This window comes from Paenibacillus sp. FSL R5-0887 (genome assembly GCF_038002305.1).
Classification (GTDB): domain Bacteria; phylum Bacillota; class Bacilli; order Paenibacillales; family Paenibacillaceae; genus Paenibacillus_AQ; species Paenibacillus_AQ odorifer.
Genome location: NZ_JBBOCE010000002.1, coordinates 2,749,519 through 2,769,533, shown reverse-complemented (window position 1 = coordinate 2,769,533; position 20,015 = coordinate 2,749,519). Strand labels below are relative to the sequence as shown.

17 protein-coding genes, 13 tRNA genes and 4 rRNA genes are annotated in these 20,015 nt (G+C 46.3%); 4 read left to right on the top strand and 30 right to left on the bottom strand.

Annotated elements, in window-relative coordinates:
- Window positions 1–194: 194 nt before the first annotated feature.
- From MKY14_RS30125 to MKY14_RS30100, 6 genes are all read right to left on the bottom strand, one after another.
- Complete coding sequence (locus tag MKY14_RS30125) at window positions 195–617, bottom strand: phage tail assembly chaperone (protein ID WP_076129761.1); 423 nt, start codon at window positions 615–617, stop codon at window positions 195–197.
- A gap of 126 nt (window positions 618–743) precedes the next feature.
- A complete protein-coding gene (locus MKY14_RS30120; RefSeq protein WP_036681245.1) occupies window positions 744–1,214 on the bottom strand; it encodes a phage tail tube protein in 471 nt (156 codons plus the stop codon).
- 1 nt (window position 1,215) lies between these two features.
- The gene (locus MKY14_RS30115) at window positions 1,216–2,538 is read right to left on the bottom strand and encodes a phage tail sheath family protein (RefSeq protein WP_076193913.1); all 1,323 of its coding nucleotides are present in this window, start codon (window positions 2,536–2,538) and stop codon (window positions 1,216–1,218) included.
- Complete coding sequence (locus MKY14_RS30110; RefSeq protein ID WP_036681241.1) at window positions 2,538–2,717, bottom strand: hypothetical protein; 180 nt, start codon at window positions 2,715–2,717, stop codon at window positions 2,538–2,540. The genes MKY14_RS30115 and MKY14_RS30110 overlap by 1 nt, the downstream gene beginning before the upstream one ends.
- Window positions 2,714–3,127, bottom strand: coding sequence for a phage tail terminator family protein (locus MKY14_RS30105; RefSeq protein ID WP_038573440.1), 414 nt, complete (start codon window positions 3,125–3,127; stop codon window positions 2,714–2,716). The genes MKY14_RS30110 and MKY14_RS30105 overlap by 4 nt, the downstream gene beginning before the upstream one ends.
- A gap of 531 nt (window positions 3,128–3,658) precedes the next feature.
- Window positions 3,659–4,156, bottom strand: coding sequence for an ArpU family phage packaging/lysis transcriptional regulator (locus tag MKY14_RS30100; protein ID WP_038574900.1), 498 nt, complete (start codon window positions 4,154–4,156; stop codon window positions 3,659–3,661).
- 288 nt (window positions 4,157–4,444) lie between these two features.
- Between MKY14_RS30100 and MKY14_RS30095 the strand changes: the two genes are divergently transcribed.
- Together MKY14_RS30095 and MKY14_RS30090 are read left to right on the top strand one after the other, a co-directional pair.
- Window positions 4,445–4,876 carry a helix-turn-helix domain-containing protein gene (locus tag MKY14_RS30095; protein WP_076129758.1) on the top strand — a complete coding sequence of 144 codons (432 nt, stop codon included), beginning with the start codon at window positions 4,445–4,447 and terminating at the stop codon, window positions 4,874–4,876.
- 28 nt (window positions 4,877–4,904) lie between these two features.
- Window positions 4,905–5,318: an ImmA/IrrE family metallo-endopeptidase gene (locus MKY14_RS30090; protein WP_076129807.1), complete on the top strand. Its 414-nt coding sequence runs from the start codon at window positions 4,905–4,907 to the stop codon at window positions 5,316–5,318.
- A gap of 100 nt (window positions 5,319–5,418) precedes the next feature.
- On the opposite strand, the gene MKY14_RS30085 is transcribed toward MKY14_RS30090, so the two are convergent.
- The 19 genes from MKY14_RS30085 to MKY14_RS29995 all read right to left on the bottom strand — a co-directional run bounded on the left by MKY14_RS30085 (window position 5,419) and on the right by MKY14_RS29995 (window position 13,194).
- A tRNA-Pro gene (locus tag MKY14_RS30085) sits at window positions 5,419–5,492 on the bottom strand.
- Window positions 5,493–5,506: 14 nt separating this feature from the next.
- Window positions 5,507–5,580, bottom strand: a tRNA-Gly gene (locus tag MKY14_RS30080).
- A gap of 11 nt (window positions 5,581–5,591) precedes the next feature.
- Window positions 5,592–5,665, bottom strand: a tRNA-Pro gene (locus MKY14_RS30075).
- 31 nt (window positions 5,666–5,696) lie between these two features.
- Window positions 5,697–5,773, bottom strand: a tRNA-Arg gene (locus MKY14_RS30070).
- Between the two features lie 7 nt (window positions 5,774–5,780).
- Window positions 5,781–5,855, bottom strand: a tRNA-Gly gene (locus MKY14_RS30065).
- A gap of 6 nt (window positions 5,856–5,861) precedes the next feature.
- A tRNA-Leu gene (locus MKY14_RS30060) sits at window positions 5,862–5,945 on the bottom strand.
- 16 nt (window positions 5,946–5,961) lie between these two features.
- Window positions 5,962–6,034: transfer RNA gene (locus MKY14_RS30055), tRNA-Lys, on the bottom strand.
- A 5-nt stretch (window positions 6,035–6,039) separates the two neighbouring features.
- Window positions 6,040–6,114, bottom strand: a tRNA-Gln gene (locus MKY14_RS30050).
- Window positions 6,115–6,157: 43 nt separating this feature from the next.
- Window positions 6,158–6,233, bottom strand: a tRNA-Val gene (locus MKY14_RS30045).
- Window positions 6,234–6,273: 40 nt separating this feature from the next.
- Window positions 6,274–6,348 (bottom strand) — tRNA-Glu (locus MKY14_RS30040).
- Between the two features lie 11 nt (window positions 6,349–6,359).
- Window positions 6,360–6,435: transfer RNA gene (locus MKY14_RS30035), tRNA-Thr, on the bottom strand.
- 1 nt (window position 6,436) lies between these two features.
- Window positions 6,437–6,512, bottom strand: a tRNA-Asn gene (locus tag MKY14_RS30030).
- A gap of 6 nt (window positions 6,513–6,518) precedes the next feature.
- A 5S ribosomal RNA gene (gene rrf / locus MKY14_RS30025) occupies window positions 6,519–6,635 on the bottom strand.
- A 64-nt stretch (window positions 6,636–6,699) separates the two neighbouring features.
- A 23S ribosomal RNA gene (locus MKY14_RS30020) occupies window positions 6,700–9,623 on the bottom strand.
- A gap of 223 nt (window positions 9,624–9,846) precedes the next feature.
- Window positions 9,847–9,916: transfer RNA gene (locus MKY14_RS30015), tRNA-Ile, on the bottom strand.
- 41 nt (window positions 9,917–9,957) lie between these two features.
- Window positions 9,958–10,068: ribosomal RNA gene (rrf, locus tag MKY14_RS30010) — 5S ribosomal RNA — on the bottom strand.
- 119 nt (window positions 10,069–10,187) lie between these two features.
- A 16S ribosomal RNA gene (locus MKY14_RS30005) occupies window positions 10,188–11,740 on the bottom strand.
- Together the 16S, 23S and 5S rRNA genes with 13 tRNA genes alongside form the textbook arrangement of a ribosomal RNA operon.
- A 358-nt stretch (window positions 11,741–12,098) precedes the next feature.
- Entirely contained in the window at window positions 12,099–12,329 is a 231-nt protein-coding gene (locus MKY14_RS30000; protein ID WP_036680631.1) for a hypothetical protein, read from the bottom strand.
- 253 nt (window positions 12,330–12,582) lie between these two features.
- Window positions 12,583–13,194 (bottom strand): stage II sporulation protein M, encoded by a 612-nt coding sequence (locus MKY14_RS29995; RefSeq protein ID WP_076138447.1) that lies wholly within the window; start codon window positions 13,192–13,194, stop codon window positions 12,583–12,585.
- A gap of 108 nt (window positions 13,195–13,302) precedes the next feature.
- Here MKY14_RS29995 and pdaB point away from each other — a divergent pair, with 108 nt between their 5' ends.
- On the top strand, window positions 13,303–14,106 hold the full coding sequence (pdaB, locus tag MKY14_RS29990; RefSeq protein WP_036680629.1) for a polysaccharide deacetylase family sporulation protein PdaB: 804 nt from the start codon (window positions 13,303–13,305) through the stop codon (window positions 14,104–14,106).
- A gap of 50 nt (window positions 14,107–14,156) precedes the next feature.
- On the opposite strand, the gene MKY14_RS29985 is transcribed toward pdaB, so the two are convergent.
- The gene (locus MKY14_RS29985; protein WP_076280126.1) at window positions 14,157–14,978 is read right to left on the bottom strand and encodes a PPK2 family polyphosphate kinase; all 822 of its coding nucleotides are present in this window, start codon (window positions 14,976–14,978) and stop codon (window positions 14,157–14,159) included.
- Window positions 14,979–15,349: 371 nt separating this feature from the next.
- Complete coding sequence (locus MKY14_RS29980; protein ID WP_076309051.1) at window positions 15,350–15,940, bottom strand: KinB-signaling pathway activation protein; 591 nt, start codon at window positions 15,938–15,940, stop codon at window positions 15,350–15,352.
- A 132-nt stretch (window positions 15,941–16,072) separates the two neighbouring features.
- On the opposite strand from MKY14_RS29980, the gene gerD reads away from it, so the two are divergent.
- On the top strand, window positions 16,073–16,759 hold the full coding sequence (gerD, locus tag MKY14_RS29975; protein ID WP_036680627.1) for a spore germination lipoprotein GerD: 687 nt from the start codon (window positions 16,073–16,075) through the stop codon (window positions 16,757–16,759).
- 59 nt (window positions 16,760–16,818) lie between these two features.
- Here the strand turns inward: gerD and MKY14_RS29970 are convergent, their stop codons facing one another.
- The 3 genes from MKY14_RS29970 to sat form a co-directional block, all read right to left on the bottom strand.
- Window positions 16,819–17,928, bottom strand: coding sequence for an Mrp/NBP35 family ATP-binding protein (locus MKY14_RS29970; protein ID WP_076130012.1), 1,110 nt, complete (start codon window positions 17,926–17,928; stop codon window positions 16,819–16,821).
- A 90-nt stretch (window positions 17,929–18,018) separates the two neighbouring features.
- On the bottom strand, window positions 18,019–18,759 hold the full coding sequence (cwlD, locus tag MKY14_RS29965; RefSeq protein ID WP_038573445.1) for an N-acetylmuramoyl-L-alanine amidase CwlD: 741 nt from the start codon (window positions 18,757–18,759) through the stop codon (window positions 18,019–18,021).
- A gap of 78 nt (window positions 18,760–18,837) precedes the next feature.
- A complete protein-coding gene (gene sat, locus MKY14_RS29960) occupies window positions 18,838–20,007 on the bottom strand; it encodes a sulfate adenylyltransferase (protein WP_076309047.1) in 1,170 nt (389 codons plus the stop codon).
- Window positions 20,008–20,015: the final 8 nt, after the last annotated feature.

The following is a 20,015-nucleotide window of genomic DNA, read 5'->3' as shown; positions in this document are numbered from 1 at the left end:
TCTCTCACCCCCTAACTATCTCTTCCTCGCCTTACTCCGTGCCTGATCCCGCTTCTCCTTCTCCACACGAACAGCAATCATCGCATATATTGCGGCGCGTTCGCGGGAAGACAGCTTCATCAGCTCATGGGGTAAAATGTGCAGCTCATGGAGGGCGTAATAAGCAAAATTGGCTTCACTATCGCCCTCGTTGATTAGTTTTTTACTTCATCCACCAGCTCGTTCATGTCCGTGCCAAAACCATTTAAGGCCTGCACCCGCTCACCCAACGCCGCGAATTCACCTGGTAGCAGCATTTTACGCAGCAGTGTCTCAGCGCCAAGTACGCCATAAGAACGCTGCAATTCAGCATTTTTCAGATCCGGATGCACTACACTTGAGGTCATCAGCTTCGCCATATAATCGTTAGGCTCAATTTCGGAGGTATACACTCCGTTTTTACCTTTGACTTTACGGGTTGCGGCCTTGCGGCATTCCTGATTCTCATCCTCAGTCATACTGCGCAGCTTCCAAGCTACCGCATTTCCTTCCTTATCCTTAAAACGCTGGGATACTACAAACTCCTCGGTCGTGTCACATGCTACATTTTGGGCAAAAAATAAACTTAATTCGCTCATTGTCTTCCTCCTAGAATTATTTATTTAGATACTTCTCCTGCTACTAGCTGCCAATAGACAGAGAAGAGACCCGCCGCTCATTCTACGTTCGGGTCTTGCTTGCTCCAATCTATCTAGTTGTCTTAATTAAAGCCCGGAACCTGCCGGAGCACCAAAAGCTTGCACAATCTGCACATCTTCAAAGGTAAAGCTAACTTCTTCTTCTAGAGCGTCTGACTCTGTATCGAGTGAGGCCATGATGACACTATCAAGGTTCACGCCTTTTAAAATAATACGCTGTGCTCCCACGCTGGACGATGGATCTTCGTTCGTAACCTCAATATCGAAGTACTGATCAACACCCGTATTCATATAATCGAGCATCATCTGGCGGAAACGACTAGTCATATAAAAAATCGTCATCGAACCGCTGCCCGACCATCCAGTCGCTTTATGCTGAACACCCCGGCGGCCCAGTGTTTTCACCTCTGCCTTTGTTTTTTCTACTGTAGCTTCAAGAGTTTTCACATAGAACATCTCTTCGGTTTGCGTACCAATCACAGCATAAGCACGGCCCTCCTGGCCGGAAATCGTATCACTAGCTTTTAAAAATGCCATCTTAAACCACCTTCACTTTCATATATACTTTTTCTACGGAATCTACCGGTTTCACAGCCACATCCAGCACGATACTATCACTATCTGCACCAGCCACAACTACAACATCTGTCTGCGCGTTAAAGCCCTCAATCGCACCCATATCCTGCAAATCATTCATATAAGTCGCACACTGTGACCAGAAAAGAGCACGGCCATCTTCATTATTCGCGACCTTACCGATATAGTAGTTCTCAAAAATACGCTTCATATCATTTGCAATTCCATCCAGCACGCGCAGTACACGATTTTTGGAGAATGCTTTGCCTTTGTCCGGTGAAAACGCGGTAAATGTATTGATATCCTGTTCCACCACAGCCCGTCCGCCACTGTAAGTAAAGATAAGCTCTCCTTTTAGCAACGCAGCTGTAGTCTCAGAATGGCTAAGTCTTACATCAGCATCCACCGAATCATCATAACCCTGATAAGTCAGCGATTCATTAACAGCAGCTGCTGCTGTAGCACCAGCTACCCAAGCAACGGCATTGACGTTATCAATCGTAGTTCCGTCGCTCAGTACTACCCCATTATTCACGCTAATCACACCTTCATGACCTGCAGCCGCATAATCGGATAGTACAGCCTGTACCTTTTTCCCTTCTGTATCCCGAAGCCGTCTCACAAAAGAACTGTAGAGTGCCTTCAGAGCACTATCCTGCGATACTAGACCCACTGTTTGGAATTCCTGCACCTCAAGAGCAGACAGGAAGTCACTATGTGCTCCATTCGTCACGGTTCCGTTAGCCCCCCCTGTAAGCGGCATGCCTGCAATTAGCTTCAAGCCTTCTGCACCATTTTTCTGGAATTGAACATAATCGTTCGCGACCAACTCTTCAGCCGTTCCGACCGTTTGCTTGTTCAGTTCGGTTCCATTAAGCAACGTCTTTACATCAAAAAGAGCAGCATTCTCTATATTTTTCTCAATCACAATCAAAAGATCATTTCCGCGTACACCGCCATATTTAGCTGTTACCTGAAGGCCGTTATTCGTGACTGCCGCTTTAACGCCTTCATTCAATCGATAGAGCAGCAAGGTTCCCGCCCGTTTCAGCGCTTCACGCACTGGCAGTAGAGTTGGATGTTCCAAATCCACTCCTAGCAGCTTATTCACATCATCCTGCGGGGTAATCTTCATGATTACTCCCGGCTCTCCCCAAGATAGGGCAAGCGCCAATGCCGTAATCCCGCGTTCTCCCATTTTGCCGATGGCACCTTGATTTGATGCTACATTTACGTACACCCCAGGGCGCACCTTATTTTGCGTTGTCCATGTTCCGCCTGCCATTAGTTCATTACCTCCTTATTTTTGAACAATCCCATAGATTGCTTTGCTTCTTCGAGCGTATAGTTCTTGCCATCCTGCAAAATAACGTTCAATATATCCTTTTCCCTCGGCGTAAAAAGTGAGGAATTCACAATCTGTTCCTTACTGAACCCATTCCCGTTACTCCCTTTAGTACTCATTTCAATCGTTCTCCTCCAATCATTTGTCCCATCTTAATGCTGTCAGGCTTGTCGTTTTGCAAATACAACATATAGTCAACTGTAAACAGCGGCCCATGCCCTTCAGTTCCAGCTTCCCAAGCTTGCCTAACTACACGAAAAGCTCCACCATCCTGCTCCATTCCTGCCATCGCCTCACTCAGCTTATCTGCCATTCTCTCAGCTTCCAGCAAATTGCCTTGCTCATAACGGATGCCAAAACGGTAGACCGCTAAATATCTGCCCTCCCGCTGCCGATCCAGTGTTGCTGAGATCAATCCGGGATGAAAATAAGCGGTTTGAGGTTTTTCTCCTTCTACATATACAGGCACATCAGGAAAATACCGTTCAAGTGTACTTGTAATGTGTTCTCGCAATTGTTGTACCGACATCACTCCATTCCTTTCTGATCTGCGACCGTTCGTCGATCCTTGATGGTGTTAACCTTCAACTGCATGAACATTAAGCAGACCCCCCCTCAACTAGATTTAAGAAAAAAGGATACTATCCGAGGTTGGATAATATCCCTTCTTCATTAGGCAAATGCGAGAAGAATCTTTCACCGCTAGGTTGTTCTCATCACCCTTAGGGCGGAACTATTAGCAGAGCATTCATGCTCTTGCGGTGTTCTTTTGCTTCATTTGCCATGTTATAATCATACCCCCATATTATCCTTGCGGAGAGGGTAAACGGACGAGGTTTTGGCTAGCTTTGGGATGGTATAGAGCGTTTTTTTGGTGGTACACAATTGAAGACAAGCTAAAGAGCCTTCGACCCTCCTTTTATGGACGGCAAGCATTTGTGCGAGGATTATAAGGATAAAGTACACCCTGAAACTTATACTTTCTTATAATTCAAAAAAAGACCGCATCATCCGCTCGGACGATACAGTCTTCTTTACTAATCAAACTATTCTACTTCTATTAAGTAATACTCATTTTCTCTTTCTTTACCCTAGGCGCTGTTGTTACTAAAGTTTGCAGAGACAGTAAGCCGAGATCCGTTAACGCTAATGCCATCTTGTAAAAAGCCTTCGAGCGTATCTTCACGTAAGTGTCCTTACTTACCGGTGGATCAAACACATGATTGTAAATCGTATAATCGTACATCTCGTCTCTTCTCATATACCTTTCCCGTACCAGCTGCTGTTCTCTCGTATCGAGTCTCTCTACCACAGAGTCTATTGCGGAACAATAAGCTCTCCTTGCGGCGGGGATGTCCACATTATAAGAAGCTATCGCAGCAGTCTGATCAGTTACAGTGTTAGTAGGACCATGAAATCTTTCTGTGTATGAATAAGTTGTGCTTGCTTCCTTAGCTTCAAATGTAACGGTCTTAAAAATACGGTATTTCTCCAACATGCTCTCTATAGCGACCTGGGTTCGGCGACGGTCCAACTCTGGTAAAGTTGATATGTTCATCATTTATGCACTCCTTTTGGGTTTAACTGAATGAGATTTAATTTGCGGAATTTTCCAGCCCAATGTGATAAAATAAATCTTGTTCGTATTCTGTTCGTATTTTTCTATAATATACCACTTCTTTACCAATCTCGTAAAACCCCGTTTTAGGCTGTTTTTATCGAAAAAGAGCGTATATCCCTCCATTATCTTGCCTTTTGGCAATTATATACGCTTTGTTGTTTACCTATTGGCAAAAATGGCTTATATTATTATCATAAGGTTACAGCCAATAAGGAGTGAGTTGAGATGAAACAGGAATTCGGGGATTATATGAAGCATCTTCGGGAAACAAAGGGACTCACCATTAATCAATTAGCAGTAGCTGCCGGAATCAGCGGTTCGCAAATTTCCCGGATTGAGAATGGATTAAGAGGGGTTCCTAAACCAACCACGTTACGCAAAATTGCTGAGGCCACTGGCGTCCCCTACGAGGAGCTAATGGATCAAGCAGGGTATTTGCAGGACCAGACTCTTTCAAGCGATGAGGCTGTCCCAGATTGGGCCACAAGCAAAGATAAAAGAGACTTTCGAAAAATGCTAGAGGATGATGGAGAGCTGATGTTTGACGGAATTCCATTAGACAAAGAAGATAAACAGAGGATAAAAGATGTACTAACCGGATTGTTCTGGGAAGCCAAACAGATGAATAAGAGAAAAAAATCCAAAGACACTAAATAACTATACTAACATGCTGCAGGTGAAGAACATGGATGAACTGATCAATAATCTGATTAAAAAATATAAAACCAACTGCCCGTTCGAGCTTGCCGCAGCACTAGGCATTCAAATTCGTTTCATGAATCTGGGGACTGGCACAAAGGGATTATATTATCGAAAACTAAGAAGAAGGTTTATCGTCATTCATAATGAGTTGCCTGTAGAATGGCAGCGCTTCGTTTGTGCGCATGAATTAGGACATGATCGGCTTCACAAGGGGATCAATCGCTTTTTTCTGGAGGAAAGCTCCTATTTCTCTCCTGGGAAGCTTGAACGTCAAGCTAATGTATTTGCTGTAAAATTATTATCTTCAGGCAGAAGCCCTGAACAAGAGGAATCATGGAGAAACTATTATCTACGGATTGGAATTCCACCGGAAGTCCGATTTTTTTTGGAGGAATAATAGAACATACGTTCTTAGAATGTATTTATATGTATATTCAATACATAACAAAAAAGCCCTTACCGAAGTAAGAGCTTTTGAGCAGCGATTAAGCTGAGTATCGGGATGACACGATTTGAACATGCGACCCCCTGGTCCCAAACCAGGTGCTCTACCAAGCTGAGCTACATCCCGTTACTATAAAATTATGGAGCGGGTGATGGGAATCGAACCCACGCTATCAGCTTGGAAGGCTGAAGTTCTACCATTGAACTACACCCGCAAAGGTGAAAATCGGGATGACACGATTTGAACATGCGACCCCCTGGTCCCAAACCAGGTGCTCTACCAAGCTGAGCTACATCCCGTTATAAATACTATAATTGCTTAATAATAAAATGGCGCGCCCTGAGAGATTCGAACTCCCGGCCTTTTGATTCGTAGTCAAACGCTCTATCCAGCTGAGCTAAGGGCGCAAAATTATGGAGCGGACGACGGGAATCGAACCCGCGACCCTCGCCTTGGCAAGGCGATGCTCTACCGCTGAGCCACGTCCGCAATAAGTGGTGCGCGTGAAGGGACTTGAACCCCCACGTCGTGAAACGCCAGATCCTAAGTCTGGTGCGTCTGCCATTCCGCCACACGCGCATGATAATAATAAAAGTGAGCCATGAAGGACTCGAACCTTCGACACCCTGATTAAAAGTCAGGTGCTCTACCAACTGAGCTAATGGCTCGCACTTGGCTGGGGATATAGGATTCGAACCTATGAGTGACGGAGTCAAAGTCCGTTGCCTTACCGCTTGGCTAATCCCCATTGATGGTACCTCTATGTTGCCCATAATCTCTTAGGAAGATTATGGTGGAGGCTGAGGGGATCGAACCCCCGACCCTCTGCTTGTAAGGCAGATGCTCTCCCAGCTGAGCTAAGCCTCCATATCTATGGGACCCTCTAAGGGTAAGTACAAGTAAAAGTTGGTGACCCGTATGGGATTCGAACCCATGTTACCTCCGTGAAAGGGAGGTGTCTTAACCCCTTGACCAACGGGCCTTGCAAATCTGTGGAGCTCTCAACCGGATTCGAACCGGTGACCTCTTCCTTACCATGGAAGCACTCTACCTGCTGAGCTATGAGAGCATGGCTCCCCGAACAGGACTCGAACCTGTGACAACTCGATTAACAGTCGAGTGCTCTACCAACTGAGCTATCAGGGAATATCCGCTTGGCAACGTCCTACTCTCCCAGGACCCTTCGGTCCAAGTACCATCGGCGCTGGAGGGCTTAACGGTCGTGTTCGGGATGGGTACGTGTGGAACCCCTCCGCTATCGCCACCAAACGGGCATTTACAGCGTAAATGCTCAGGCGAAAACTGAATCCGAAACGAATCTGCATTCTAACTATAGGATAAGCCCTCGACCGATTAGTATTGGTCAGCTCCATGCATTGCTGCACTTCCACCTCCAACCTATCTACCTCGTCGTCTTCAAGGGGTCTTACTAATTGGGAAATCTCATCTTGAGGGGGGCTTCACGCTTAGATGCTTTCAGCGCTTATCCCGTCCGTACGTAGCTACCCAGCCATGCTCCTGGCGGAACAACTGGTGCACCAGCGGTACGTCCATCCCGGTCCTCTCGTACTAAGGACAGCTCCTCTCAAATTTCCTGCGCCCACGACAGATAGGGACCGAACTGTCTCACGACGTTCTGAACCCAGCTCGCGTACCGCTTTAATGGGCGAACAGCCCAACCCTTGGGACCTACTTCAGCCCCAGGATGCGATGAGCCGACATCGAGGTGCCAAACCTCCCCGTCGATGTGGACTCTTGGGGGAGATAAGCCTGTTATCCCCAGGGTAGCTTTTATCCGTTGAGCGATGGCCCTTCCATGCGGTACCACCGGATCACTAAGTCCGACTTTCGTCCCTGCTCGACTTGTAGGTCTCGCAGTCAAGCTCCCTTATGCCTTTGCACTCTGCGAATGATTTCCAACCATTCTGAGGGAACCTTGGAACGCCTCCGTTACTCTTTAGGAGGCGACCGCCCCAGTCAAACTGCCCGCCTGACACGGTCCCCGTACCCGGTAAGGGTACTAGGTTAGAACCTAGATACGATCAGGGTGGTATCCCAACGGCGCCTCCACCGAAGCTTGCGCTCCGATTTCTACGGCTCCCACCTATCCTGTACAGATCGTACCCAAATTCAATATCAAGCTGCAGTAAAGCTCCATGGGGTCTTTCCGTCTTGTCGCGGGTAACCTGCATCTTCACAGGTATTAAAATTTCACCGGATCTCTCGTTGAGACAGCGCCCAAGTCGTTACGCCATTCGTGCGGGTCAGAATTTACCTGACAAGGAATTTCGCTACCTTAGGACCGTTATAGTTACGGCCGCCGTTTACTGGGGCTTCGGTTCATAGCTTCGGGTTACCCCTAACCACTCCCCTTAACCTTCCAGCACCGGGCAGGCGTCAGCCCGTATACTTCGCCTTGCGGCTTCGCACAGACCTGTGTTTTTGCTAAACAGTCGCTTGGGCCTTTTCACTGCGGCCCCCTCGTGCTATTCACACTACCGGGGCACCCCTTCTCCCGAAGTTACGGGGTCATTTTGCCGAGTTCCTTAACGAGAGTTCTTCCGCGCGCCTTAGAATTCTCTTCTCGCCTACCTGTGTCGGTTTGCGGTACGGGCACCTTCTCCTGGCTAGAGGCTTTTCTTGGCAGTGTGAGATCATGACCTTCGCTACTACAATTTTCGCTCCCCATCACAGCCCAGCCTTAATGATGTGCGGATTTGCCTACACATCAGCCTCACTGCTTAGACGGACATCCATCAGTCCGCGTCACTACCCTCCTGCGTCACCCCATCGCTCATAGCGGATTACGGTGGTACAGTAATTTCAAACTGTTGTCCTTCGACTACGCCTTTCGGCCTCGCCTTAGGTCCCGACTTACCCTGAGCGGACGAGCCTTCCTCAGGAAACCTTGGGCTTTCGGCGGATCAGATTCTCACTGATCTTTTCGTTACTCATACCGGCATTCTCACTTGTGTAGTGTCCAGCGCTCTTTTCAGTACACCTTCAACCCCTACACAACGCTCCCCTACCCCAGATACATACGTATCTAGCCATAGCTTCGGTGGTGTGTTTAGCCCCGTTACATTTTCGGCGCAGAGTCACTCGACCAGTGAGCTATTACGCACTCTTTCAATGGTGGCTGCTTCTAAGCCAACATCCTGGTTGTCTGTGCAACTCCACATCCTTTCCCACTTAACACACACTTGGGGACCTTAGCTGATGGTCTGGGCTGTTTCCCTTTTGACAATGGATCTTAGCACTCACTGTCTGACTCCCGGCAATAAGTATATGGCATTCGGAGTTTGACTGAGCTTGGTAATCCTTGCGGACCCCGCACCCAATCAGTGCTCTACCTCCACTACTCTTATACCGAGGCTAGCCCTAAAGCTATTTCGGGGAGAACCAGCTATCTCCGAGTTCGATTGGAATTTCTCCGCTACCCCCACCTCATCCCCGCACTTTTCAACGTACGTGGGTTCGGGCCTCCAGTGCGTGTTACCGCACCTTCACCCTGGACAGGGGTAGATCACACGGTTTCGGGTCTACGTCCACATACTAATTCGCCCTATTCAGACTCGCTTTCGCTGCGGCTCCACCTTCTCGGCTTAACCTTGCATGTTAAACGTAACTCGCCGGTTCATTCTACAAAAGGCACGCCATCACCCATTAATAGGGCTCTGACTTTTTGTAAGCACACGGTTTCAGGTTCTATTTCACTCCCCTTCCGGGGTGCTTTTCACCTTTCCCTCACGGTACTGTTTCACTATCGGTCGCCAGGTAGTATTTAGCAGCAGATGGTCCTGCTGGATTCATACGGGGTTTCACGTGCCCCGCACTACTCGGGATCCGTCTCGGAGAGAACACAGTTTAGGTTACAGGGCTTTTACCTCTATCGCGGGCCTTTCCAGACCTCTTCACCTACCATATTCCTTTGTAACTCCATGTGAGACGTCCCACAACCCCTAAGAGCAAGCTCTTAGGTTTAGGCTGTTCCGCGTTCGCTCGCCGCTACTGACGGAATCACTATTGTTTTCTCTTCCTCAGGGTACTTAGATGTTTCAGTTCCCCTGGTCTGCCTCTACATTTCCTATGTATTCAGAAATGAGTAACTGCGAATTACCACAGCTGGGTTTCCCCATTCGGACACCCCCGGATCAAAGCTTGCTTACAGCTCCCCGAGGCAGTTTCGTTGTTCGCCACGTCCTTCGTCGGCTCCTGGCGCCTAGGCATCCTCCGTGTGCTCTTATTAGCTTAACCTTGATTCTTCCGAAGAAAAATCTCACTAATAACATTACTTGTTTACACAAGTTGCTAAAAGATGTTCTAAAACGCAAATTCGTTTCGGTATCCAGTTTTCAAGGATCAAGTTGAAAAAGTTATTCATTTAAAAATTTATGGTGGAGCCAAGCGGGATCGAACCGCTGACCTCCTGCTTGCAAAACTGAGCTATGGCCCCATAAAATTACTCTATAATGTTATATGGTGGGCCTTGGTATCCACCGACCTCACCCTTATCAGAGGTGCGCTCTAACCAACTGAGCTAAAAGCCCATATAACATATATAACATTGTGAATCAACCAATGAATTGGTTGTCCGCTTGGCAACGTCTCTCAGGACCCTTCGGTCCAAGTACCATCGGCGCTGGAGCTTAACGGTCGTGTTCGGGATGGGTACGTGAACCCCTCCGCTATCGCCACAAACGCATACGAAAGAGACTTACTCTTTCAAAACTGAACACGAGTGAGTGTTCGGAAGGTTCTATTGTGGAAGCTGAAACTTCCGATTTGAATGTTCTCATTGCAGAGAACGATTCTCCATAGAAAGGAGGTGATCCAGCCGCACCTTCCGATACGGCTACCTTGTTACGACTTCACCCCAATCATCTACCCCACCTTCGGCGGCTGGCTCCCTTGCGGGTTACCCCACCGACTTCGGGTGTTGTAAACTCTCGTGGTGTGACGGGCGGTGTGTACAAGACCCGGGAACGTATTCACCGCGGCATGCTGATCCGCGATTACTAGCAATTCCGACTTCATGCAGGCGAGTTGCAGCCTGCAATCCGAACTGAGACCGGCTTTGATGGGATTGGCTCCACCTCGCGGCTTCGCTTCCCGTTGTACCGGCCATTGTAGTACGTGTGTAGCCCAGGTCATAAGGGGCATGATGATTTGACGTCATCCCCACCTTCCTCCGGTTTGTCACCGGCAGTCACTCTAGAGTGCCCAGCATTACCTGCTGGCAACTAAAGTTAAGCGCTCGTTGCGGGACTTAACCCAACATCTCACGACACGAGCTGACGACAACCATGCACCACCTGTCTCCTCTGTCCCGAAGGCCGCCACTATCTCTAGCAGATTCAGAGGGATGTCAAGACCTGGTAAGGTTCTTCGCGTTGCTTCGAATTAAACCACATACTCCACTGCTTGTGCGGGTCCCCGTCAATTCCTTTGAGTTTCAGTCTTGCGACCGTACTCCCCAGGCGGAGTGCTTACTGTGTTAACTTCGGCACCAAGGGTATCGAAACCCCTAACACCTAGCACTCATCGTTTACGGCGTGGACTACCAGGGTATCTAATCCTGTTTGCTCCCCACGCTTTCGCGCCTCAGCGTCAGTTACAGCCCAGAAAGTCGCCTTCGCCACTGGTGTTCCTCCACATATCTACGCATTTCACCGCTACACGTGGAATTCCACTTTCCTCTTCTGTACTCAAGCCACCCAGTTTCCAGTGCGACCTCAGGTTGAGCCCAAGGTTTAAACACCAGACTTAAATAGCCGCCTGCGCGCGCTTTACGCCCAATAATTCCGGACAACGCTTGCCCCCTACGTATTACCGCGGCTGCTGGCACGTAGTTAGCCGGGGCTTTCTTCTCAGGTACCGTCACTCCGGTAACAGTTACTCTACCGGACGTTCTTCCCTGGCAACAGAGCTTTACGATCCGAAAACCTTCATCACTCACGCGGCGTTGCTCCGTCAGGCTTTCGCCCATTGCGGAAGATTCCCTACTGCTGCCTCCCGTAGGAGTCTGGGCCGTGTCTCAGTCCCAGTGTGGCCGTTCACCCTCTCAGGTCGGCTACGCATCGTCGCCTTGGTGGGCCGTTACCCCACCAACTAGCTAATGCGCCGCAGGCCCATCCCTCAGTGACAGATTGCTCCGTCTTTCATTCTTCTCTCAGGAGAAAAAAGAAATTATCCGGTATTAGCTACCGTTTCCGGTAGTTATCCCAGTCTGAAGGGCAGGTTGCCTACGTGTTACTCACCCGTCCGCCGCTAAGTTATTTTGAAAGCAAGCTTTCAAAATAACTCCGCTCGACTTGCATGTATTAGGCACGCCGCCAGCGTTCGTCCTGAGCCAGGATCAAACTCTCCAATTAGTATTGAAAAGAGCGATATGCTCATTTTGAAACATCTGACGAGAAAATTAATTCTCTAATTTGGATTTCACTTGCGTGATTTCCCACTCACTCGTTGTTCAGTTTTCAAAGATCAATGTCTCTCATTTCGTCGTCGTTGTTTATCAGCGGCGACCTTTATAATATATCACAGTGTTAAGCTGTTTGGCAAGTCTTTTTTTTGAAAAATCTTTTTTTTAATTTTTCTTGCCTTCCGCTTTCCTTTTACACAAGCAAAAGGAGCGCGAGATATAATTTATCATGAGCACTCCTTTTTAGTCAAGCTATTTTATTAAATAATCTGAAAACTTTATAAAACTGTAGCAATTCTCGTATATCTTCAGTGTTTATACTGAGAAGAACGCCCACCCCATGCATACTTGGAAAGCTCTTTCTGAGGAGCGAAGCGAGCATACATCCGGAATACAGTCTTATATCTATTAGCGATGGCGTGCCTGATATTTTGGTCCAAGCGCTGATCACTCAAATCTAACAGCATCTCATCTAGTTCTTTTCTCAAAACATAATCCAGTTCCTTGCATTCCTTTTCGTTAAACAACATTCCCAACATATGCTTGGCCTCCTTCATGAAGTTGCAATTAACACCTTCTCTAAACCCCCAAAACCTTTTTTGCATAATCAGTAAGTACATCTCATGGAGAAAGCTGCCTTAAGATCCTCTTACACTAGATTAACCGGAGTCCTCTTTTTATAACCATAATTATTAAAAATTCCCTTTATGGTTTCGTCTCGATTATATACTCCTTACCTTTAGGCAATCCTTGGATGAACGCCCTTAATGTTATGCTCTATTCCCGGAAGTTTTATGATAAAAGTGAAAAAGTAATTGTACTTTCAATAATGGCTGCAACAAATAACAGGATTACAGTCCATATGGAAGCCGTAAGTGTTTGACGCATGAATGCAGACCAGTCTGCGCTTCTCTCCTCTTTTCTATCTGTAGATCGAAATAAACTTGAAATCACTTTTCCGCCAAAGTGCAGCCCAAAGGCACACGCGATAATGATTGCCGGAATCTCTATAATCCCGTGTGGCAGCAATCCTTTTACGATTAAATCGAACAAATCCTGTCCTTGCAGTGCGGATAAATGTATCAAGTAGCCAATTACCGCTCCGTTTATAAATAAGAATATAGCTGGCAATATGCCGAACAACGCTCCCAGGAAAATAATAACCACGCCCTTGATGGCGTTATTCAGAAATATAAATACAAAGAAGTTCCATTGCGGATTAGCGGTGTCTCTTAAGTTTCCGCTGATCTCACTAAGCCCTTCCAATTGCTGAACCAATAGTTTTTCCAGACTACTTGTCGCTACCCAGCCAACAACCGCTCCTATTACGAAGAGCAGACAGGACAGCAGCAAAGCCTTGCGGATCGATTTAATATCTTTAACAAACGTGAAGAACGACAACATAAATACCTCCTGAAATTGTGATCTCTGTTTCTTAGGTCATAACCGTGCGGTACGAGCATACATTTAGAACAAACAAGCATTTCGCATGGGAGAGGAGCGCTGTCATTAATGAATTCTTTTTATGTATTCAGCGGCAAAAAGATCAAAAGGTTCATCTATATCTTCGCCGCTGTGCTTCTTGCTGCTGGAGTTGTCTATGTCGAGAGGGGTAATATCACCGTTTTTTCTGAGGCTGGACCTTCTGCCATTTACAGTGTGCCAACAGAGAAGAAGCTGATTGCCCTAACCTTCGATATTAGCTGGGGGGAAAAGAGACCCGAACCAATTTTGAAGGTACTTGAAGACAAGAAAGTGGACAAAGCCACCTTCTTCCTATCGTCACCATGGAGTAAGACTCACCCGGATATTGTAACAAGCATTAAAAACGCAGGATTCGAAATTGGCAGCCATGGCCATAAACACGTCAATTACAGCACTCTAAGTAACGAAGAGATTCGCACTCAGATCACAACGGCTCACACTGTGCTTACAGAATTAACCGGTAAAGAACCAAACTTAATTCGTATGCCTAATGGTGATTTTGACAAAAGAGTTCTGCAAGTGGCCAATGATCTTGGTTACAAAGTCATCCAGTGGGACACAGACTCTCTAGACTGGAAGAACATAGGTGTAGACAATATCGTGAAGCGTGTAACGACTAAAGCACATCCTGGTGATATCGTTCTACTACATGCCAGTGATTCCTGCAAACAAACTCACGAAGCTCTTCCGCAAATTATCGATGAGCTCCGCAGACAAGGTTATGAATTCGTTACCGTCTCTGAGCTGATCAGCCAAAGCAACGCAGAGGGTAAAGAGGTTCGCGACTCGGCCTCACTAAATAGTGCCTTAGAGGATGCTGCCGGGCTGTAACGCTCCTCCCAATCTTAGGTACCGCAATAGATGTTGGTTTTATCCAAATATTAATGACGCGGGGAAATGAGCTCCGATATGTCGGGTGTGGGGGTATTCAGCTTCGGATAGCTCAGATCCAGACTCTCCAGTGTCTTTACAACGATGGATAAGGCCAAATAGTTGCGGTACCATTGATGATTGGCTGGTATCCAGTACCAGGGTGCTTTATCAATACTTGACTCCTTAAAAACATCTACATATGCCTCTTGGTAATCATCCCAAAACTCCCGCTCCTGTAGATCACTTGCGTCAAATTTCCAGTGTTTTTTGGGATCTTCAAGCCGTTCTTTGATTTTCTTAAGCTGCTTCTCTTTTGAAATATGCAGAAAAAGCTTGATAACTGTCGTTCCCTCTTCCACCAGCATCTCCTCAAACTGCCGTATGTAACGAAAGCGGCGCTTCAAATCATCCTTTTTCAATCCCCCATGTACCCGCGGTACCAATACATCTTCATAGTGTGAGCGGTTAAATGCAGAGATGTAGCCTTTAGGGGGTGTCTTTTGATGCACTCTCCATAAGAAATCGTGAGCTTCTTCCTCCAGAGAAGGTTTCTTGAAGCTGGTCACTATAAAGCCTTGTGGATTAATCCCTGAAAAAATATGTTTAACCGTTCCATCCTTACCGCTGGAATCCATCCCTTGCAGAATTACGAGCAGTGAATGCTTTTTCTGTGCAAAAAGAATATCTTGAAGCTCTGCCAACCGTTCCTTTAACTGCTCTGTTTTGGCTTCTGCTTCTTTTTTTGATTTAAAGTTACCTGTATCGTCCGGGTCCAGCTTGTTAAGCTGGATTTCATTTGTGTCTTTTATCATATAACGCTTGATGTCCATATATTCCCCTCCTAAAAGTTTTGTAAAGCATGTGCATCATTGAAAAACTTCGTACAAAACTCACTTCGGAAGCATCTACTTAGTTTTGTGAGCGTTGCTACGCTTGTATTACTTCGTACAAAACTGCTTCGGGAGCATACGCTTAGTTTTGTGAAGCATATGCATCATTGAAAAACTTCGTACAAAACTCACTTAGGAAGCATCTACTTAGTTTTGTGAGCGTTGCTACACACAAAGAATCCGCTCTATTGTTCTTTAAGATTAACCTCCTCCAGCGGATTTTAATCGTTAGGATACATTCTAGAGCAAAAAACCCCGTTTTCTGAAGGCCAGAGCACGGGGTTCATGATTTGCTGAATTCGCCCCAGCCTTTATCCGGCTGCCGGCTTGAGAATACGGTGAAGCATCAAAATTTGGAATGCATTACAGGCGATGAGCGGAACAACAATAAACACTGTCGCACTATCAACACCTATACGGAGCACGCCGATAATTTCCACAATTGAAATAGCTGTCATAAAAAAGAGGGTTGGAATCCAAGCTGAGATGTTTGTACTTTTCACTTTGAAATAAGACACAATAACGGCAGCTAACAAAATAAAGATTCCTAATATTAGATCAGACAAGACACTTCTTTCCCCGCCAACGACGGTACGCAAAAAAATCAGTTCAAGCAATGCGAGTACAGAAAGCACCAGTTGTATGTATTTCCAAATTTTTGGCGGGAAAACACCATTGCCCATGTAATTTAAAATTAGATAAGCAAAAAAACCAAGTTGCGCATAAACACTGACAAGCATACCGTAGCCGAATAGTATCAGCGGGTATAAAAAGAAATCAGCGACACTTTTGAAATCAATTCGACCGTTCACGAATTGCAGTGCCAGACCTGCGATTACTGCTCCGCCCGCTCCTATTAGAAGGGTTGTCCAAAATAAATAAAACCATTTTTTTATACTCAGCCACTTCACCTCCCCCTATGTCAGATTTATTTTACCAAGGATACCGACAAAACACCATTACATCAGCAACATAAATGTGTGTTAATGCGGCATAATACAACTGGAGAATCCTAATAAAGGAGGGCAGCGCCAATGAAATGGAGATTTATCGGATCTGTGGGTTTGGCTTTAAGCTTTGTTATGGCCTTAACGGCTTGCGGAAGTGAGCAGAGCAGTTCTTCTTCTGGTCAGGGCAGTTATAAAGAAATGAAGACCATGGTTATTGATATATTAAAAAGTGAAGATGGAAAAAAAGCAGTTGAGGAATCATTATCAAATTCCAGTTCTGGAGGCACCAGCGGAATGAGTATGAAAATGATGCCACTTCAAACAACAGAGGATATAAAAACCGCTGTTAAAGATACCCTCACTGCACCGGAATATCAAAAGGAAATCGAGAAAATTATGACTGATCCCAAGTTCGCAGGCGATTTTGCTAAAGCCATTCAATCACAAAGCAAAGAATTGCACCTGCAACTAATTAAAGATCCCACCTATCAAAAATCCGTCGAGGAAATCATGAAGTCTCCAGAAATGATGACCATGTTTCTTAATCTCACCAAAACACCTGACTACCGAAAGCAATCCATGAAGACCATCCAGGAATCTATGCAGACTCCATTATTCCGGATGGAGGTATTGAATTTACTTAAAAAGGTCGTTCAGGACGAGCTCGAACCGAAGGAACAGAAAAAGGGCGGCGAAAGCGGCGATAAACAGGAAGGCAGCGGCAGCGGTGGTGAAAGTGGCAGCGGTAGCGGCGATGATTCAAGCACATAACAAAAAAGAGGCCTTATCCCACCTAACAAAGTGGGACGGCCTCTTTTTATGCACAATAATTAGTGCTCATATTTCGCAATCAGCTTATCAGCGATATCAGCAAACAACAACGCAGTAGCTGTGTCTTCCTTGTATACGGAAGGTGAGAAATCCGGTTCAGAAATATGGTTGTCCGGTGCGCCCAATGGAACTTGTGCAAGCAGCTCGGTATGGAGTGTCTCCGCAAGCCGAGCGCCTCCGCCTCTGCCAAAAATATAATCTTTTTTACCGCAGTCTTTACACTCATAATAAGCCATGTTCTCAATGACCCCAATAATCTCATGTTCTGTCTGCAGAGCCATAGAGCCCGCTCTAGCCGCCACAAACGCTGCGGTAGCATGAGGGGTAGTAACAATAATCTCTTTGCTGTGAGGGAGCATCTGATGTACGTCAAGCGCCACATCACCTGTACCTGGAGGAAGATCAAGCAGCATATAATCAAGTTCTCCCCAGCCCACATCACCGAAGAATTGGCGCAGCATTTTGCCAAGCATAGGTCCCCGCCAAATTACCGGACTATTCTCACGGATAAAGAAGCCCATAGACATGACCTTCACTCCGAAACGTTCCACAGGAATAATGATTCCCTCTTCTACAACGGGTCCCTCTTCGATTCCCATCATATCAGGGATGCTAAACCCATAAATGTCCGCATCAATCAATCCAACCTTTTTACCTTTTCTAGCCAAAGCTACTGCCAAATTCACAGTAACTGTAGACTTTCCAACACCGCCTTTACCACTGGCAATGGCGATAAAGTTAACACCAGAGTTCTCATTGATTAATTCATGATCGTCAAGGCCAGCTGCATGTCCCTTAAGTTTCCCCGGTTCATCAACCAACGGCTCTTCCCCGGCACTCTCTCCGCGAAGCAGAGCACGTTCATAATCGGTTGCATCACGCAGCCGGATATGCACATTAGTGACTCCACCTGCTTCAAGCAACTCACGAACCCGTTGTTCTAGATCCATGCGACTTTGCTCTTCAGGATCCAGACATACGATTGATAAAGATATACGATCTTCTTTAATCATAATGTCACGGATCAGCTGTAGTTCCACAAGGCTTTTTCCGGTTTCCGGGTCTGTTATTGACTGCAGTATTTCCTGGATATGTTCCCTAGTCAGCATGGAAAGCACCTCTGTTTCCTTTCCGGAGGAGAATTCTTCCGGAGTTTTTGTCTATTATAGCATTACCCATCTCCTGATGAGTAGTCCCGGCTACTCGGAAGCATAACGAAGAATGCCACGATATATGCTAGTCGCTACCTTGCGTTGATAAACATCATCTCCGAGTAGAACTGATTCCTGAGGGTGCGACAAAAAACCGACCTCTACAAGGATCGCAGGTATTTTTAATGCTTTTAGTAGATAAACAGTATTTACAGTCTTAGCTACACGATCAGTATTCTCCAGTGTAGTCTTCAGCTCACTCTGTACAAACTCTGCGATAGCTTTATTATCCTTGTGATTGGGATAGTAAAAGGTCTGCGCCCCGCTCCATCGGTTCGAAGGCACACTGTTCATGTGAACGCTTATAAAAAGATCTGCGCCCTTCTCTTCAATACTTCTTACTCTTTGCTTAAGATCTTCAGTCTTGCGCTTAGAATAGCCCTTAGTGCCCTCCTGAGCCAAATCATAATCCCCCTCACGGGTCATCACAACAATAGCCCCTGCCTGTTGCAGGTAATCACGTAAATAAAGAGAGACTGCAAGATTAATGTCTTTCTCAATTAGCCCTTCCCGGCTAACTGCCCCTCCATCTGCTCCCCCATGTCCAGCGTCGATAGCGATCACTTTACCAGACAAAGGCAGACTCCAATAATTTAACGTTTTGGCAGTAGGCATGTCATACGCTATAATGCCGATCATTATAGCCAGCAGTGTCGCGCCCAGCATACATTTTTTGATACTGCTCCATGAGATCCAGACCGAGACTTTACTGTGTTTTCGGCCAGACATAACAAAGACCCCCTCGTCCCGATAGATAATACTCATCTATATGGGACAAGAAGGCCAAATAGTACTAGCTAACGATGACTAAGCTGTTACTTCTTGAGTCATGCCTTCAATTAGAATCTGCGCAACCTCAGGTCGCGTAAATTCAGGAGGCGGACATTGACCCTCCCGAAGCAAAGCCCGTACCTTTGTACCCGACAAAGTCATATGATCATCACCAGGATGTGGGCAGGTTTTACTGGAAGCCATATTTCCGCATTTTTTACAGAAGAAGCTGTGTTCAAAAAATAATGGAGTAATATCAAGTTCCTCAGCGGTGAAATTCGCGAAAATTTCTTGCGCTTCATAAGTTCCGTAGTAATCACCTACGCCCGCATGGTCACGTCCGACAATAAAATGGGTGCAGCCGTAATTTTTGCGAACCATAGCATGAAAAATCGCTTCTCTCGGACCAGCATAACGCATGGCCGCCGGGAAAACACCTAGAAAGGTACGATCCTCAGGATAATAATTCTCCAAAAGCGCCAGGTAGCTCTTCATTCGTACATTTGCCGGTACATCATCAGACTTCGTCTCACCCACTAGCGGGTTTAAGAACAGAGCGTCTACAACCTCCATAGCGCATTTTTGAATATATTCATGTGCACGATGAACTGGGTTACGCGTCTGGAAGCCTACAACTGTTCTCCAGCCCTTGTCTGCAAATATCTTACGTGTAGCTGAAGGGTCAAAATAAAATTCTCCGAACTTTTCTGGCTGTGGTCTATTCAGCACTGTAATTGGTCCTCCTACATAGATAGCCGGGCGGGCCAACAGCTTACTTACTCCTGGATGTTCAGGGTCTGTTGTTTTGAATACATTTTGCGCTTCAAGGTTTTGATCAACCGTATAAATACTCTCAATATCCAATAAACCGTAGATCTCGCCATCCTCTTCACCGATTAGAGATACCTTGTCTCCAATAGCTAAACCAGAGGCCACATCCTCTTCTACAGCAAGTGTTATTGGAATGCTCCACACTGTGCCATCTGCTAAACGCATGTTTTTGACTACGGAGTGATAATCTTGTTCATTCAAAAATCCAGTCAGTGGAGAAAATGCACCTACCGCTATTAGATCCAAATCAGATAAAGTCCAAGTGTTCACGGCAAGCGCCTTATATTCACGTGCAAGCTCCAGCAATTCTTCTCTTTCTGTACCCTCTACTACACGGTTAACTAATGTTCCGCCATGCGGACGTATTGAAGTCATTATCGTCT